Here is a 15,112-nt window from a genome sequence, read left to right on the forward strand (position 1 = left end):
TCCATCAATGAAAACGGTGAATCACAAGACCTCTTCAGTGTCACCTCTCGATTCAGAGTTCAGTGGAACCGCTCTAGAAAAGACATATCGGGCATTCGGGAAGGTCGGAACCCAGATCCCATTTTGCAGGCGTGTATTCCACCCGACATGATCGACATGCAGATGGGTAAGAAGAACAAAATCGATGTCTTCTGGACTGACACCAGCGCGCATCAGATTTTCAAGCCACACAGTCTGCAAGTGATCGAAATACAGAGCAGCAGGTCGAGCCTTGCTATTCCCGGCCCCCGTATCCACAAGAATGTTCCGACCGCGATCCTTGAGGAGCCAGCTATGAACGCTCAAAAGGACTTTCGTTTCTGAAGCATCCAGCGTTTCAGGTAGATCAGAATAGGCCTGAAGTGCCGTGGCATCATCCCAGTCAGGAAGCAACTGTTCTGGAGTGAGTGCTGCCAGCGTAAGATCCTGTATTTTTAGTATGCGGGCATCCCCTACAGCATACCACTGAAGATCGTTCATAATCCCAAGGCTCTCTTTTCGTTTTTATTTCTCAAAAAACACAGCGCTGTCGTCATGAAGGGAAAAGAGACTTCAATTCTTGCGGGAGTTTGCCTGTTGCATGATTTGACAGGCACCCGAATAGTGGGTCCCATTCTTCAATCCGCAGATCACAAATCAAACCTTCGGATGCAAAGGGATCACCGGCAATCATCGCGTCGATCTCTTGCCGATTGGCGCCTTTCATAATCAGAAAGCCGGAGCGCAATGGGGTCCCTTTCAACGGACCGGACGCCAGCAGGCTGCCTTCCTGAATAAGGCGCCTGAGATACAACACGTGTGCTGCGACATGCTGACCCCATCCCTCGCCATCAGGGTGATCCATGCGAACAAGATAAACAGGCATTTCGAAAGTCTCCACCAGAACTGGACTTGCCAATCACTCGAAGCCTTCAGCATATTCTTCTTTTGCGCTGGATAAATTGTCGATACGAGACATCAGTCACAACTGAGGAGGATGAATGCTTGACCGGTTAACCAGCATGAAGATTTTTATCAAGGTCGTAGAATTGGGGTCCTTTGCAGCGGTCTCCCAGCATCTGACTTTGTCGCCGCAGATGGTCGCAAAGCATATAGAGGCTCTGGAGCGCCACCTTGGTGCACGTCTGTTACATCGGACTACCCGCAGACAAAGTCTGACCGAAACAGGCCGGCTCTATTGCGAGCAGTGTCGGCTTGTACTGCAGGCTGCTGAACGAGCTGACAGTCTGGCAGCCAATACGCTTGGTACACCGCGCGGCACATTATCTGTCAGCGTCCCCGTCACCTTCGGGCGAACGGTATTTCTATCATTTATTCACAGTTTTCAAAAAAGATATCCAGAAATTCAAGTGCATTTATCCCTGACAGACCAACTGGTTCATCCCACAATGGATGGACATGAGGCTGTGATCCGAATTGGTGAACTGGAGACGGATCTTACAGCGGTCAGTCGTCCTTTGACGGCCTATCGTCGGGTCATCTGCGCGGCTCAAACCTACCTGGAAAAACACGGTTTTCCAGCGCAGCCCGATGATTTGATGCGCCACGAGTGTCTCGTGTATGAAAATTCCGGCGGACCTGTAACAACCTGGCACTTTTCTCAAGGAAGCGTTACGCGGCCTGTCACCGTCTCCGGGCGGATAATCAGTAATGATTCAAGTGTTCTGCATTCTGCAGCACTCGCTGGCGATGGCATTCTACTGGGTTATGAGCAGGCCCTGCTTCCAGATATTAAAAGCAAACGGCTTGTCCAGCTTATGCCGAGATGGACAGTTCCGGACCGACCCATGCACCTGCTTTATAACGCAGGTCCGGTTATGACACCAAAACTGCGGGTCTTTGTGACTGAGCTTCAAGAGGCTTTCCAGCCTCAAGCTTCTTTTCGACGGTAGGATGTTTGTCTCCTAAGCTCGCTTAGCAATCAGTTTCTGTTCACCACCCCTGTTCAGTCGGAAGCACAAACAGTTCTGCAACATCCATGCGTGCAGGTGATTTCAAAGCAAAAAGGATGCTGTCTGCTATGTCCTCGCCTTCGAGAAAGGTCATGGACGCTGCAAGATCATCCATCTGTTTGCGGTAATCAGCATCTGTAATGTGGTCGTAAAGCTCCGATTTTACGGCTCCCGGCTGAATGCAGGTAACGCGGATATTATGCTTTGGTCCGATCTCCATTCTGAGGCCGTCTGAAAACGCTGTCACCGCAGCTTTGGTGGCACAATAAACGGCGAGACCCGTAAAGACTTTCCGGCCTGCAATCGAGGACATGTTAAAAATATGGCCCGAATGCTGTGCGATCATCTGCGGAAGAACGGCTGCAGTTGCATTAAAAACACCGGATATATTGACGTTCACCATCTGCTGCCATTCGTCCACTTTCAGGCTGTCAACGCTAGATAGGGGCATCAGGCCCGCATTGTTGACCAGAACATCAATCCTTCCAAATTGGGCAATCAAGCTCTTTGCGGCTTCTTGACACGAGACAAGGTCAGTAACGTCCGTCACCAGAGGAATAGCTCGACCGCCAGCCTTGATAATCTCACTGACAAGTGCATTCAGGCGATCATGACGACGTGCCGCCAGGCCGACTGTCATTCCTTCTGCTGCAAGTTTGCGCGCTGTTGCCGCACCAATGCCACTGGATGCTCCGGTCACCAGAGCAATTTTTCCTGCAATGTTCATAATCTTCTCCACGCAACGAGCCTTCAATCGCCCTTGTCTGTCGAAGGAGGTGTAAATTATGCCAGAAGATATCTCTCTTGGCTTCTTGCTGAAACTATTGCGATTTTGCGCTATAGATAGTCGTGCATGGAAATTAGGGAGTGTAACAGATGGGGGTGCCCTGCCTTCCTTCTCGGCGTGCTGCCAGTTTGGCACTGGAGCAACTTCTCCCCGGGAAGAAAATCGCACAAAGTGAAGGGGATGTCTGGAACGACGTTGACGTCCAGATCTTCTCTCGCCCGTTACAAGAAGACGAAATTCTTGTGCCTGCCGTCGCAGAACCCTTGCTTGTCTGGGTTATCAGCGGAGAAGCAAATATTGAAGAGCGTGAACTGACAGGACCTTGGGAACAGAGCAAGGCAAGAGCTGGAACGTTTTACCTCACGCAGACGGACACACCCTATCTGATGCGTTGGCAGGGCAAGGACGACACTTGTTTTGAAGTGTTGCATCTCTATCTTGGACTTGAGCTTGTTAACCGAGCCGCCATGTCATTAAATCTGAACTCCTCACGTATTCGAATGCGGGATGTCTCGGGAGGACAGGACGTTTTTATATCAGGCATTTTGAGTGGTCTGGTAGCTGAAATGCAATCTCCCGCCATTGCAAATCCCTTATTTGTAAATGGTCTTCTGGAAAGTCTAACAGTTCATCTACTAAGACAGTATGCTGACACCAAAAGCGAGACAAAGCCAAGATCCACCCTCTTGCCGACATGGAAACTTCGCAGAGTTCTTGAGCATATGGAAGCACATCTGGCTGAACCATTTGATTTGGATGCCCTCGCTGCGCTGTGTAGGATGAGCCGTTTTCATTTCAGTCGTTCATTCCGTGCAACCACAGCACAAACCCCGTCTGGCTGGTTCATGCAGCACCGCGTCCAGAAGGCATCAGAAATGCTTCGCAAGACCAGTCTTTCCATTATCGAGATTGCCTTGGAAACTGGATACGAAAGCCCAAGTCATTTTGCTCAGGTCTTCCGCTGAGTAACCGGTCTCAGTCCTCGTAATTATAGAAAAATGCACTCATTAAATAAATAAAGGTTCAAAAAAGACTTTGGTAGAACAGTTCACCTAAATACAAGCCAATTCCGAAAACGGCATGAGCGCTGATACTGAGAAATAGTCCTTTTTCAGGATTGGGAGCCCTAAGTCCGAAAAAACCGCCGCCCAAAGCAGGTTTCATAAACAGAAATGGCGCTAAAAGCGTAATCAGTCCGAAGATCAGACCATTCAACAATGTGGGGACTGTCTCTACTATGACAGTCACAAAACTGAGATACAGTGCAGCATAAATAGCACCAATCAGATAATGAAATGCCCAGCCGACAACTGCCTCTCCTTTCAGGATGGGTCTTTTTCCAATCATTGGATCATAGATCCTGCCGTTGCGCCACCCTATGACCCAGCGGCCCGTGACAGGCCAGTTGGCTGCAGGAATTCCAGTCAATGGTTTCTGGGCTTGTTGCCAGATATCGGATGCGGCAGTCGCCACGACGCCGACTGTCAGAATTTCGAGCAAATTCATACAGCATGTCCTCGAAGTAAGAGTGTTCTCACACACCTTCATGTCACTTTTCGAGTTTCATGATATACTGACGAAACCGCACTCTAGCAACACAAGAAGTTACATGAGACAAGATAACAGATTATCCTGTGTGCTCCACGTACTCCTGCATATGGCAGAAGCAGGGGGGCCCATGACGTCAGAAGCTCTGGCTCGCGCCCTTAACACTAATCCCGTAGTTGTGCGACGTCTTATGGGTGGTCTGCGTGAGCATGGATATGTGCACTCCGAGAAAGGTCATGGCGGGGGGTGGACGCTTTCATGCCAGTTGCATCAGGTAACGCTGCGAGATATCTACGAGGCTCTTGATGGCCCAAGATTATTCGCCATAGGGAACCGAAGTGAAAAGACTGAATGCCTTGTTGAGGAAGCCGTTAACGACGCAATGAGCGGCGTCCTTGCGGATGTTAAGGCCCAACTTCTCGCGCGTTTTGGCCAGATTACACTTGCAGCACTTCATGCCGACTTCCATCAGAGGCTAGCAGCGCGCCATGCTCCGGCCACGCTCTGCAAGTAGACCAAGGGCTGATGGCCAGGATTGATGCTGACCTTGTGCCTCCCGGAATTCAGATGTCGCAAACAGTGAGTGGTTTAAGCTACATGACGTTGCTGGTGTTTTAGCCAGGTCATGGCGTCGGTTACTTCAATGCCCTGTACAGCGTTGAAAGTCTGTTTCTTGTCCCATGCCACGCCAGTATCGCGTGCAAACGCAAGACGATATTTCCGTATTCCGTCATCAGGGTGTGCGGCGACTTCTGCGCGTAGCCTATCCATATCCCACAGTTCCCGAATGACAGGGCGGCCAAGGTAGTGCTCCATCTTTTCGGCGAGTTGAGCGTAGGAGAACGTATCCCCGGCAACGTAAACCACCTCGTTCTGGATCGGCGGTTTATGGGCGAGGATACTCGCTGTAAGTCGTCCTATATCTTCGGAAGTGGTCACCGTCAGACGGTTATCCCAACTGCCGAGTGCGCGAACCTTGGCGCCTTGAAGATCCACCAAACCGAAAGCTGGCTCAAACAGAAAGCTGGTGAAGATTCCTGTCGAAATGATTATCCATTGGGTCGCAGATTGACCGCGCAGCATGTCCCTTACGTCTGATTGCTCATCAAAGACTGGCTGCCCGCTACCACGTCCAACAACATCGTAATCGACACCAAACTGCCACGGCACATAACGGTCCACCCCAGCCTTCAGGAGAGCACTGGTAATTTTACGCTGTGTACCGGGGCCACCAACAAACCCGGTACAACATATAATTGTATTGAACTTGGTGAAGAGGGCGGAGAGGTCCTCTACCGTTTCCGTCGAAAGATCAGCATAAACGATCTGCAGGCCTTTTTGCTTTAATTGTCGCGCAATATCCGTTCTGGTGCTTCCGCTTGATGGTCTGAGAAGAACGCTGATTGACCGAGTGCATTCCGGGTTCTGTTCAAGCAGACCGGTGATGACGGTCTGACCAAGCTCTCCGGCGCCGATGACAAGGGTTTCAATGACAGGGGTCTTCATCGCTGGCATCAGGAATTCCTTATGGTTATAAAGTTAAAATAAGACGCGATGCGGGAAAGCGAAGAAGGTACACGAGTGATACCGTTCGATAATGTCGCAGGCAGCCTGTGCTGCTCTCAGTGACAACGATGGCGGGTTGAAGCGAGAAGTGCTTGCGCATGCCGGCAACAGATGGTCGCTCGGTATTGTCCATATTCTTGGTGTTGCTGGTACTCTGCGGCACGCAGAGCTGGCGCGGCGGCTTGATGGGGCTACGCAGCGTATGTTGACGCGTTCTCTTCGTCAGTTAGAACGCGACGGTCTTATTATTCGCCATGATTACGGTGAGGTCCCGCCATGGGTGGATTATACTCTCACTCCGTTGGGAAAGGGGCTGCTCGTAGGAATGATGCCTCTTTGGCGGTGGATTATTGACAACGCTGCGGCATTCAGAACGGCACGCGATCGGTTCGACAGTGAGAGGAATAGCACTTTCGTTGAGCCTCGTGACGGTCTGAATTAGCAACAGTGTTTAAGCAGCGGAGCTAATGCGCCATGGCACTCCGCTCTTGAGAATAGCGTTGGTGATTGTGACGAGAGGCCGCTCAAACACAGTTGCTAGCCGCCCCCGACGCCATCGCCCTGGAAAGCCATCTGGTCGAGTGCCCTGGCAACGCCGACATCCAGTTGGACCTGACCTCCTGCTGAACTACGCCTCCAACGTGGTCACGTACCCGCAATTCCAAGCCTACTTGCACCGGTGGCGCGGACCTCCGTCGAATGGCGCAGCAAAGCACCCAGCAAGTGCGGTGCTACGACTGCCCCAGTCCTCCGGCGATACTCGCCAGAATTTCGGCCAGGGAACACGGCGTGCCTCCGGTCAAACGCACGATGTCACCGCTGACGATGTCGTAGGCGCCACGCGCCTGCCGCGCCTTCATCGATACCACGGCATCGGCAACCACGTCAGGCAGACCCGTTTTGAGCAACCCGGCTCGCAACACCTCGGCGGGCATAACGTTCAAGGCAAAGGGCCGCTGGATCTGCTGCGCGACCAGTCTGCAGACCGCTTCACCACGCAGGGCTTCAGAGCCTGTCAGCTGATATATGGCGCCCTCGTGGCCCTCGCTGGTCAATGCGGCGGCGGCAGCTTTGGCCACGTCGCCGCGCGAAACGAAACTGACGCGGCTGTCCTCAAGCATCGCAAGCCCGCCTGCCGTCAAAGACATCCGCACCTCTTCGACCAGCGTCCCGGAAAAATAGCTCATACGCAGTATCGTCCATGCGGGGATCGCGCTCTTGATCAACGCCTGCTCACTGTGCCAATACGCCGCCCCAACGGCGGACTCCCCCTCACGCTGCGTCCCGGTTGCCGACAACAGGAAGACGTGACCGACTTGGGCCTGTGCAGCGGCATCCACGGCCGCCAACATCTGGCGCGAACGAATCCCCGGCCGCAGATCAGCCCCTGGAATCAACAATAGGCGATCCAAGCCCTGATAGGCCGCCACCAATGTGTCGGATTGGTCGTAGTCGCCCAAGCGACCTGCGTAGGTTAGATCGGTCTTGGGGGTGCGCGAAATCGCCACCAAATTTTCTGCCGCAACCGTTTCGGCCAACGCCTGAACAACTGCGCTACCGAGCTGGCCGCTGGCACCGCTCACACCTATTTTCATCATCAGATTCCATGGTTATTTATGGTTCTTTAGGATAAATTTGTTCCTATAAGCTAACAAGTACGCATGAATTCATGCGTCAAGAACACCCAGGTTCCTGTCGCCCCAAGGAGTAGCAATGGAAAATGTAGAAGCTGAATGTCGCGGCCTAGCAGAGGTGATTGCACGCATTGGCGACAAGTGGACGGTCATGGTCTGTGGCCATCTCTCAGAAGGCACCCATCGTTTCAATGCGTTGAAGCACCGCATCCCCGGCATCTCGCACCGGATGCTGACCATCACTCTGCGCGGGCTCGAACGCGATGGACTGGTGGCTCGCAAAGCCTATGCTACCGTCCCGCCGAAGGTTGAGTACTGTCTGACCCCATTGGGGCAAAGCCTGACAGGACCTCTGGCAGCCCTGGCAAGTTGGGCACGCGAGAACCGTCCCGCCCTTGAACAGGCCCGCGCCGCATTTGATCGTCGTGCCGCGCAGGAGTGAACTGGCGTTGAGGTGTGATGAAGCGCGCCGTCAATCAGCGGCGCATGCGGGGCATCATTCCATCAAGTTGAACCACTTAACCATGCGCTCGCTCAGGTGTTTGTCCAGAGATGTCGGTTCATTTTGCTACAGTATAATTACCAATATGCGCAGCATCGTGAGGCACATGAGCGGAAATTACTGGCAGACGGGAACAACGGTGACGGCATACGCGAGTATGTCGGACTTGCCACGCGCACATGTCCGGTTTTGGAAATCTTTATCGCGCCTTGTATGTCGAGGATGAGGGCGAATTCAGATCGTCTTGTTCTACCTTTTATACCAGTCAATCAACATTTAGCCGCCGATGCGGAGAGCTACCGCATTCAGGCCTATGAAGCCATGCTTCCTGTAGGGGACAAAACCTGCCAGGTTGTGGCGAGTACAATCTGCCGAACACTGATTAACGCCCGTTATCAGCCCTAAAAAGGGCCCTAAGGTCATTCGATGAATAAAGCTTTTTCGCCTTGCTTATCAGTAAGTGTCGATCAGCTTCTCGATGGCGGCTTTGTACACATCGGAGTGTGGCAGGCCGGCCAGAATGGGTTGATGAAATTCCAAGGGATTAATCCTGTTCCAAGCAAGCCTGGAGTTTACGCGTATGCTGTTGATCAGGAAGTTCTTTATGTCGGGTCGGCGCAGCGTGGTCTGCACAAGCGGTTGCGACACTATGAAAGTTCAAAAAACCTGCGAACAGCCATTCGTATCCGAGAGGCGGTTCTGGAAAGGCTTTCTCACGGCACAGTCGTCGATGTTTATGTGATTGTGCTTGAAGAGCCCCTCACGCTGCATGGCGGATTACCCGTCGATCCTGTCGCCGGTTTGGAAGAGGGGCTGATCCGGGACATCAAGCCGACGTGGAACCGTCGCGGGAGTAAAGCGGTATGACTTTGGTGAAGCGCTACGAGATTGACGGAGACTATTCCTCGCACGCCATGAGCCACGTCCGCTTCGAGGAAGCATGAAGCTGCTATCCCACGTCTTAGATGAAGGCGTAAACGGACCTGCTGCTTCCGCCCTCATTTAGGACATGAGGAGGACAGTAGAGGCATCCGCATAGCGGACATCGTCAGTTCGAAACCTTATTTCGAGTTCGGGTTGGAGGCGACTGTCTGCTCTGGAGCGGAATGAATAAAAAAACTCGATATTAAGGTGGTCTGACGCGAGTAACATGTGCGACAGGCGGGTAATGTATCCAACACTGCCGACCTTGTCTGATAGACCACGCATATGACGAAGATAGTAAAAAGAGGAACAAACTCCTATAGATACTAAGTTTTATTTGCAAAGACGCGCCCGACCGTACCATATTCCAATTGTTCTAGTTTCATTATACTTGTCCGAAACAGATAAGGCATGACGAGAAAGACGCCCCAATTGCTGGGGACAACAAGAACAAACACCATTGGGCGTTTTTCGGTCCGTGCGTGCTTCCTCCATGTTCTTAGGTCGATGTCGGATGGGAGAACGTTACCGCATGGATGAGTGTGCCATTCACCCACCCATGTCTGAGTTCCTCCCGAAGCCATCCAAGCATCGTCGGCCGCTTCTTGGTGCTGCGGATCGGAGCGTTCAAAGGAGAAAAGAGATCGGAGATCGGACGAGCCGGGCGTAGTCCGCCCCACCACTTCGATATCCGTACCTCGAAGGTGGCCTAGTAGAATTCCACCTGCCTCTCGTTGGTCTGCACAGCGCGTCATCTCATTGTCCAGCGCGGTACAGATGGCGTGTCGGATCAAAACCCGAGGCGCAATCCGGCCGTTTAGCGTTGTCCGCATGCGGGGCAGTCAAATATTGGTTTAGGGGTAGTATCAGGAACCTCAACGGTGGCACCGAATTCAACCCTAATTGTCCTCATGTTTGGCTCGCTAGCATTCCGGCTCCAATCGAGACAAGCTTTGAGCGCCATCGCTGCGGCGATCGCAGGCGCAGCAACCCCATACGGAACGAAAGCAGCTTCCCCACAAGTAGCTGCAACTGGTTGCGTTTCTTCTCCCACAACAAGCGGCCAGTAGGGGCTGGATGCTGCCGGACTTGTGCGGATACATTTGAGGCAACAGCCCTCAAGGCTGTTGTGGCGCACCAGCAAACACTGGGCGGCCGCTCCGTTTCCTATCAACCAGACATGAATCGCAGCCGGTCCTAAAGGGCGCTTTCGTACCAAAATTTCATTGAGAGCGAGGGACAGTGCCTCTTCCCCCGTGGCGTCGATTACCAAATCAGCTTTAGCCAAAACGCTCTTCCGGTCGAGAATGCTTTCGGCGATCGATCGGATGTTACTGCTCGGGAACATCGCCTTCAACTCGTCTCTGCAAGCGTCAGCCTTGAATTGTCCGACCTGCCCAGGTCCGAGCCAATGGCGACCAATGTTGCCTGGTGACATTGTATCTGGGTCGACCAAGATAAGGTTCCCCAAGTGACCCGCTCCAGATTGAGCAAGAAATTTGGCTAGATGGCTTCCGATCGTGCCACACCCCACTAGGACCACCGAGCGTCCAGCAAGCCCAGGTTGGGTGCCGAGGTTTCGGTCAAAGATGAAATCCGTATGCATGGGCGTCCCCGACCACCGCGTCACTAGAATTTTATTACGTATAATATCCAAAATGCGCCGGTAAAACTGAACTGTTTGGATGGACTTGTCGATGAGGGGTGGGAGCTTCACCTGAGCCCCGACACACCCATTGGGAGCCATGACGAAGAGCCAACACCTGCGTTTGAAGCAATTTTTAGCAGCTAAGAGCAACCGTGTATCCAAACCGGGCTCGCACGCAGCAGCCCAAGCCAGCAGATCGGCGAAATTCTCGGGCTGGACCATGTCTTTGGCAAAGTGCAAAGCCGTGCCACACCGAACGACCCACGCACGAGTACAGGACGCCATGGCATCCCGACGGAGAGCCTCCGGGAACACTGAAAGTCCTTGGGCGTCGCGGGTTAGCAGCAACAGAGCACGGTCTTTTCCACGCGGGATAGAGTATAGTTCCGCGCTTCCTTCAGGGACATTCGGGGGAAGCGCGACGTGGACGATGTTTCCGAGCCAGTGCTGGGGAAACTCGCTTAAGATAGCTGCGTCAGCTTCACCATCGCAGATTTCGGCAAGAGTATGCCGAATCATTTCGAGAACAGTAAGGGCATGCTCTCCAGGCTGGTAACGATCCAGCACGACGGCTCCAGGAGCGGCATAGCAGAGCTCGTTATTATTCATTATGTGACCTACGCCACTTGGGATATCATGCTCCCTGTTCAGGAGAAATGCCTTTGGCAGGATCGAGAAGTCCAAGCAAGTGTACTCGAGAGCCACCGCCACCTGACGGTCACCTACTGAGACAATGCCCTCAAAGCGGGGAATGCCAGGCTTGCTCCGATCTGCATGAAACCCTTCAGTTATCATGGTCTCATAGATGGCGCGTTCCGCGCCTGCCGCGTTCACCCCGAGGTGGATCGAGGGACAGCGGGCGCAGCTACCCTACGAGCGGCAACGCTCAGGATGTCTATTTCTTGTGTGTCATCGCTGATAAGCGAAGTATCACGGGGGATCCGATCACCAAGAGCCAGTCGCATTTTGGATATGACCGTGTCAGGAGAATTTGAGTTCATTGCCGCGTCGATATGGCGCTTTAGGTCCCAAGCCAGCTCAACGTACTTGTCGCGCTGCTCATCGGTCCAGCCATCGTCCAACAGTAGATCCTCAACCACCGGGTTAGTGATGGGGTTAGCCAACAAATGGGGAAGCCTCCCGGCCACATGTTGAAGGGCGAGGTCGTCCCGATTGTCCGCCAGGCAACCAGCGGCTTCGTCGAAAGCGGTTACTGCGCAGGCCATGAGGCAAATCGACGACATACCCTCGCCCTGCGTCTCCCATTGCCAGTCGCGCCACGCCTTCAGGTAGCGGCTGATGCGGCGAAGGTGCTGGCCATGTTGGTTGACCGCGCTCTGAAACCAGTTCTCCATCTTACGAGGATCGGACTGCATCCACTCGCCCTTACTGAGCGCGAGCATAATACGATCCTTCGGGATTTCTCGAAAACTTTCAAGAGAGATCTCAGCGCGCATTGCCTCATCCAAGGCTAGGCCATCAGCCTTAGCTACGATCTCCGGATCATGGAAGTCTTCATCCGGGATGGAGTAGAGTGGGAGATCCAGATGAACCTTCGTGTCGAGGATGATCCTCACGCAGGAGGACTTCTCTACCATCGTCCAGCCCTGCTCAACGGAGAGGGGCAGGAGCATTTCCTTCACAGCTCTGAAGAACGCAGTGGCGGCGATGACCGGCGTGGTCTGGGAGGTGAATGAGACGGGGAGGTAGACCCCGTCATCTAGGTCGATTTCCTGAGGGGGCGCCCATGCCGGATGGTTGACGGTCCGGTAGGAGAAGCTGCCCTGCATACGGAATCGAGGAGCAACTTTGAAGCTCGCTTCGCGGGCAAGGGTAGCGTAGCGCCTTTCAAGCAACACGGCCTTTTGCGATGGCTCCTCGCTTAGCTCCGAAAATCCTCGGCGCAGGGTTGTCCGAATCAGGTTGCGAACCCTGATTAGGTTGTCCCAGTCTTTCTGACTGAGGCTGATGTTCTGCTTGAAACCAATCTTAGTATCAGTACCAGCGAGAAGACGATGCGCGTTCAAGGTAGACAAGGAGAATCCTTCTGGCCTCCGGTTAGAGCATAATATAGTGTGGTGAGCGGCGGGGGCAAAAACAAGGGTTCATGTAATGTATTCAGTCATCGGTATTAAGCGAATCCTTGCCGCCTACGGTTGGATAGCCACTTTTTTTTTGGGAATTATCCTTCTCATTGAGCGGGTGCGCCTTCTGTCGGCGCTGACTACAAGCAACATTTTTCCGGTGTTAGGGGTGTTTTGGGGCGCTGTGGGCAAAGCACTAATGCTTGCAGCTGGCCTCTTGTGGCTTTTGGGCGAGACCCCACTATTCGCAGTCGTGTGCCGAAACCGCTGGATCCGCCGGTTCGTTCCCGATCTGGATGGAAAATGGGTCGGAACAGTGAATTCAAATTGGCTTTTAATCTCGCACAGAAGTTCTGTCGCTCAGTCTCCTCCCGACCCTGGGGTGGAGCAGAGGATTGCACCAACGAATGTGACGGTGACTATCCAAGCGAGGCTTCTGTCCGTTACCATGACGCTAGAAGCTGATACTAATTACTCAGACTCAGAAACGCTTCTAGTAGGCGTCACGAAACGCCCTGGCAGCGGCGTGGTCGAAGTTCGCTACATATATCAAAACCGTACTCGCAACCCGCAACGGTCGGACAGCGCCAGCCATTTAGGGGCCGCGATTTTGGATCTTGAACAGAAAGGAAACGAGATGTTTCTTACAGGCCCTTACTGGACCAATCGCAACTGGCAGAACGGGCTGAACACCGCGGGAACAGTGACGTTCAGGCGAGCAGCAGAGTTCTGACGGGAGGCGGTTCAGGAGGTGCGCCACGCGCTCTCGGTGCATCTACGACTTTTCGTTTACCATCAGGCAGCCTAGGGCCTGTTAGAACTTGCAATTCTTCCCATATTGTAAGGATGGGAGAAGGAGACGGAGCAGGCCCTTTTACGAACGAGACATGGTCGATCTGGGAACCTCTGATTGAGGCGGTCCGCCCGAGGGGCAAGACGCCGCCCCATGATCTGCGGCGCACGATAGCAGCGATTTTCTGGCGACATGAGAATGGCGCGAAATGGCGAAGCATTACCGCTGAACTGGGTCCGTGGTGGCGGGCGGCACAGCTTTTCATCCGCTGGGCGAAGCTCGGCGTATGGGACCGCCTGCTCGAACTGGTGCAGGAACAACACGGAGTGGCGCTCGGAATGACTTTTCTGGATGGCACGAACATCAGGGCTCACCACAAAGCGGCGGGAGCCTAAAAAGGGGCCTCTTTCGAAGAGCGGGACCATCGTGAAGCACTTGGCGCTCTCGCGGCGGTTATGGCACGAAAGTCTGCGCGATCGCGGAGAGACATGGAAAAGCCTTCCGTTTTGCCCTGGCCCCGGGACAGGCTCATGAACTGCCTCTGGCACCAGCCATGCTCGACAGCCTTCCCGCTATTCCCCTGTGGGTCGTGGCGGACAAGGACTATGCATCGAGCGCCTTTCGTGAACGGATATGGGACATGGGAGCCCGGCCCACCATTCCCGCGAAACGACGTGACGCACCAGTCGCCTTGTCAGGTCGAGTTGACAAAAGATCTATACGATCTGCCTGAGATCTGATTCACTGCTGCCTGTGGGATAAGGAGCAGGGAGAACAGGCATGGCACGAGGCGATCTGACGGATGAGGAATGGGCGATAATTGGTCCGCTTCTGCCGCCTGAGCGCAGTCGTTTGGCTCGACCAGCCGGAGACAATCGCCTATTTCTCAATGGCATGCTGCATGTTCTGCGCACAGGCTGTCCCTGGCGGGACATGCATGAGCGCTATGGCAAATGGAACTCGGTTTATGCCCGGGGTTTCGCCGTTTGGCCGAACAGGGCGTGTGGGATGCCCTACTGCAAACCCTGGTAGAGCTGGGGCTGGCCGATGACTGGCAGCATATGCTCGACAGCACCGTAGTCCGTGCCCATTCGCAGGCCACTGGGGCAAAAGGGGGGCTCATGCGGATGCTTTTGGTCGGTCACGCGGCGGCTTTACGAGCAAAATCCACGCCCGATGCGACAATCAGGGACGTCCTCCTGGCTTTGTCCTCACAGGCGGGCAGGTCTCGGATTACAGAACAACAGAAGCCTTGATGGCATTACCGGTTCCAAACCCCAGGGCCATGCTGGCTGATCGGGGCTATGACAGCGACGGTTTCCGCCAGAACCTACTGGTCCACGGGATCCTGCCGGTTATTCCCTCACGAAAAGGCCGCAGTGTTCCACAGAAAACAGACTGGCGACGTTACAGGGACCGCAACTGCATCGAGCGGATGTTCAACCACCTCAAGCAGATGCGCCGCATTGCGACCCGCTACGACAAGACCGCCCTGTCCTTCATGAGTTTCCTCAATATCGCCGCAGCAAGGCTCTTGATCAACTCTTTTGTCAACGTGGCCTAGGTCGCGTTGACAAAAGGTCTATACGCTCATTCTGAGATCTGATTCACTGTTGTCTTTAACGAAGACGATAA

The 15,112-nt window shown here is 53.7% G+C and carries 18 protein-coding genes and 1 pseudogene; 10 read left to right on the forward strand and 9 right to left on the reverse strand.

Annotated features, from left to right (window positions below):
* Positions 1 to 21: 21 nt before the first annotated feature.
* Complete coding sequence (locus JK208_RS15365) at positions 22 to 519, reverse strand: MBL fold metallo-hydrolase (RefSeq protein WP_249202194.1); 498 nt, start codon at positions 517 to 519, stop codon at positions 22 to 24.
* A 52-nt stretch (positions 520 to 571) separates the two neighbouring features.
* Positions 572 to 904, reverse strand: coding sequence for a YciI family protein (locus JK208_RS15370; RefSeq protein ID WP_003626994.1), 333 nt, complete (start codon positions 902 to 904; stop codon positions 572 to 574).
* A gap of 115 nt (positions 905 to 1,019) precedes the next feature.
* On the opposite strand from JK208_RS15370, the gene JK208_RS15375 reads away from it, so the two are divergent.
* On the forward strand, positions 1,020 to 1,931 hold the full coding sequence (locus JK208_RS15375) for a LysR family transcriptional regulator (protein WP_211576663.1): 912 nt from the start codon (positions 1,020 to 1,022) through the stop codon (positions 1,929 to 1,931).
* Positions 1,932 to 1,971: 40 nt separating this feature from the next.
* On the opposite strand, the gene JK208_RS15380 is transcribed toward JK208_RS15375, so the two are convergent.
* Positions 1,972 to 2,718: an SDR family oxidoreductase gene (locus JK208_RS15380; RefSeq protein ID WP_211576664.1), complete on the reverse strand. Its 747-nt coding sequence runs from the start codon at positions 2,716 to 2,718 to the stop codon at positions 1,972 to 1,974.
* Between the two features lie 149 nt (positions 2,719 to 2,867).
* Between JK208_RS15380 and JK208_RS15385 the strand changes: the two genes are divergently transcribed.
* Positions 2,868 to 3,743 (forward strand): helix-turn-helix domain-containing protein, encoded by an 876-nt coding sequence (locus JK208_RS15385; RefSeq protein ID WP_211576665.1) that lies wholly within the window; start codon positions 2,868 to 2,870, stop codon positions 3,741 to 3,743.
* Between the two features lie 58 nt (positions 3,744 to 3,801).
* Here the strand turns inward: JK208_RS15385 and JK208_RS15390 are convergent, their stop codons facing one another.
* A complete protein-coding gene (locus tag JK208_RS15390; protein WP_211576666.1) occupies positions 3,802 to 4,284 on the reverse strand; it encodes a DUF2938 family protein in 483 nt (160 codons plus the stop codon).
* 103 nt (positions 4,285 to 4,387) lie between these two features.
* Here JK208_RS15390 and JK208_RS15395 point away from each other — a divergent pair, with 103 nt between their 5' ends.
* Positions 4,388 to 4,840, forward strand: a complete 453-nt coding sequence (locus JK208_RS15395) for an Rrf2 family transcriptional regulator (RefSeq protein ID WP_211576667.1) — start codon at positions 4,388 to 4,390, stop codon at positions 4,838 to 4,840.
* A gap of 74 nt (positions 4,841 to 4,914) precedes the next feature.
* On the opposite strand, the gene JK208_RS15400 is transcribed toward JK208_RS15395, so the two are convergent.
* On the reverse strand, positions 4,915 to 5,841 hold the full coding sequence (locus JK208_RS15400; RefSeq protein WP_211576668.1) for an aromatic alcohol reductase: 927 nt from the start codon (positions 5,839 to 5,841) through the stop codon (positions 4,915 to 4,917).
* Between the two features lie 82 nt (positions 5,842 to 5,923).
* On the opposite strand from JK208_RS15400, the gene JK208_RS15405 reads away from it, so the two are divergent.
* Positions 5,924 to 6,334, forward strand: a complete 411-nt coding sequence (locus JK208_RS15405; RefSeq protein ID WP_211576669.1) for a helix-turn-helix domain-containing protein — start codon at positions 5,924 to 5,926, stop codon at positions 6,332 to 6,334.
* 289 nt (positions 6,335 to 6,623) lie between these two features.
* Here JK208_RS15405 and JK208_RS15410 read toward each other — a convergent pair whose 3' ends face one another.
* Positions 6,624 to 7,490 carry an NAD(P)H-binding protein gene (locus JK208_RS15410; protein ID WP_211576670.1) on the reverse strand — a complete coding sequence of 289 codons (867 nt, stop codon included), beginning with the start codon at positions 7,488 to 7,490 and terminating at the stop codon, positions 6,624 to 6,626.
* 115 nt (positions 7,491 to 7,605) lie between these two features.
* Between JK208_RS15410 and JK208_RS15415 the strand changes: the two genes are divergently transcribed.
* Positions 7,606 to 7,968: a helix-turn-helix domain-containing protein gene (locus JK208_RS15415; protein ID WP_211576671.1), complete on the forward strand. Its 363-nt coding sequence runs from the start codon at positions 7,606 to 7,608 to the stop codon at positions 7,966 to 7,968.
* Positions 7,969 to 8,454: 486 nt separating this feature from the next.
* Positions 8,455 to 8,895, forward strand: a complete 441-nt coding sequence (locus JK208_RS15420) for a GIY-YIG nuclease family protein (RefSeq protein ID WP_211576672.1) — start codon at positions 8,455 to 8,457, stop codon at positions 8,893 to 8,895.
* Between the two features lie 383 nt (positions 8,896 to 9,278).
* Here the strand turns inward: JK208_RS15420 and JK208_RS16230 are convergent, their stop codons facing one another.
* The 3 genes from JK208_RS16230 to JK208_RS15435 all read right to left on the reverse strand — a co-directional run bounded on the left by JK208_RS16230 (position 9,279) and on the right by JK208_RS15435 (position 12,636).
* Complete coding sequence (locus tag JK208_RS16230; RefSeq protein ID WP_408872118.1) at positions 9,279 to 9,785, reverse strand: Mov34/MPN/PAD-1 family protein; 507 nt, start codon at positions 9,783 to 9,785, stop codon at positions 9,279 to 9,281.
* Complete coding sequence (locus JK208_RS15430; RefSeq protein ID WP_211576674.1) at positions 9,770 to 11,167, reverse strand: ThiF family adenylyltransferase; 1,398 nt, start codon at positions 11,165 to 11,167, stop codon at positions 9,770 to 9,772. Before JK208_RS15430 ends, JK208_RS16230 begins: the two co-directional genes overlap by 16 nt.
* A 263-nt stretch (positions 11,168 to 11,430) precedes the next feature.
* Positions 11,431 to 12,636: a CBASS cGAMP synthase gene (locus JK208_RS15435; protein ID WP_211576675.1), complete on the reverse strand. Its 1,206-nt coding sequence runs from the start codon at positions 12,634 to 12,636 to the stop codon at positions 11,431 to 11,433.
* Positions 12,637 to 12,712: 76 nt separating this feature from the next.
* Between JK208_RS15435 and JK208_RS15440 the strand changes: the two genes are divergently transcribed.
* From JK208_RS15440 to JK208_RS15460, 4 genes and pseudogenes are all read left to right on the forward strand, one after another.
* Positions 12,713 to 13,417, forward strand: a complete 705-nt coding sequence (locus JK208_RS15440) for a hypothetical protein (protein WP_211576676.1) — start codon at positions 12,713 to 12,715, stop codon at positions 13,415 to 13,417.
* A 113-nt stretch (positions 13,418 to 13,530) separates the two neighbouring features.
* Positions 13,531 to 14,168 (forward strand): annotated as a pseudogene (locus tag JK208_RS16000) (IS5 family transposase); the annotation flags it as partial.
* Positions 14,169 to 14,257: 89 nt separating this feature from the next.
* Positions 14,258 to 14,509 carry a transposase gene (locus tag JK208_RS16235; RefSeq protein ID WP_211576678.1) on the forward strand — a complete coding sequence of 84 codons (252 nt, stop codon included), beginning with the start codon at positions 14,258 to 14,260 and terminating at the stop codon, positions 14,507 to 14,509.
* 19 nt (positions 14,510 to 14,528) lie between these two features.
* Entirely contained in the window at positions 14,529 to 15,041 is a 513-nt protein-coding gene (locus JK208_RS15460) for an IS5 family transposase (protein WP_211576680.1), read from the forward strand.
* Positions 15,042 to 15,112 lie beyond the last annotated feature (71 nt).

This window comes from Gluconobacter sp. Dm-74 (assembly GCF_018256135.1).
Classification (GTDB): Bacteria; Pseudomonadota; Alphaproteobacteria; order Acetobacterales; family Acetobacteraceae; genus Gluconobacter; species Gluconobacter cadivus.

Coding starts and splice junctions, on each gene's coding strand:
- JK208_RS15370 (WP_003626994.1), bottom strand. CDS start 904: ATGCCTGTTTATCTTGTTCGCATGGATCACCCTGATGGCGAGGGATGG.
- JK208_RS15385 (WP_211576665.1), top strand. CDS start 2,868: ATGGGGGTGCCCTGCCTTCCTTCTCGGCGTGCTGCCAGTTTGGCACTG.
- JK208_RS15380 (WP_211576664.1), bottom strand. CDS start 2,718: ATGAACATTGCAGGAAAAATTGCTCTGGTGACCGGAGCATCCAGTGGC.
- JK208_RS16235 (WP_211576678.1), top strand. CDS start 14,258: ATGGCACGAGGCGATCTGACGGATGAGGAATGGGCGATAATTGGTCCG.
- JK208_RS15440 (WP_211576676.1), top strand. CDS start 12,713: ATGTATTCAGTCATCGGTATTAAGCGAATCCTTGCCGCCTACGGTTGG.
- JK208_RS15400 (WP_211576668.1), bottom strand. CDS start 5,841: ATGCCAGCGATGAAGACCCCTGTCATTGAAACCCTTGTCATCGGCGCC.
- JK208_RS15395 (WP_211576667.1), top strand. CDS start 4,388: ATGAGACAAGATAACAGATTATCCTGTGTGCTCCACGTACTCCTGCAT.
- JK208_RS15405 (WP_211576669.1), top strand. CDS start 5,924: ATGTCGCAGGCAGCCTGTGCTGCTCTCAGTGACAACGATGGCGGGTTG.
- JK208_RS15390 (WP_211576666.1), bottom strand. CDS start 4,284: ATGAATTTGCTCGAAATTCTGACAGTCGGCGTCGTGGCGACTGCCGCA.
- JK208_RS16230 (WP_408872118.1), bottom strand. CDS start 9,785: ATGCGGACAACGCTAAACGGCCGGATTGCGCCTCGGGTTTTGATCCGA.
- JK208_RS15415 (WP_211576671.1), top strand. CDS start 7,606: ATGGAAAATGTAGAAGCTGAATGTCGCGGCCTAGCAGAGGTGATTGCA.
- JK208_RS15375 (WP_211576663.1), top strand. CDS start 1,020: ATGCTTGACCGGTTAACCAGCATGAAGATTTTTATCAAGGTCGTAGAA.
- JK208_RS15410 (WP_211576670.1), bottom strand. CDS start 7,490: ATGATGAAAATAGGTGTGAGCGGTGCCAGCGGCCAGCTCGGTAGCGCA.
- JK208_RS15365 (WP_249202194.1), bottom strand. CDS start 519: ATGAACGATCTTCAGTGGTATGCTGTAGGGGATGCCCGCATACTAAAA.
- JK208_RS15420 (WP_211576672.1), top strand. CDS start 8,455: ATGAATAAAGCTTTTTCGCCTTGCTTATCAGTAAGTGTCGATCAGCTT.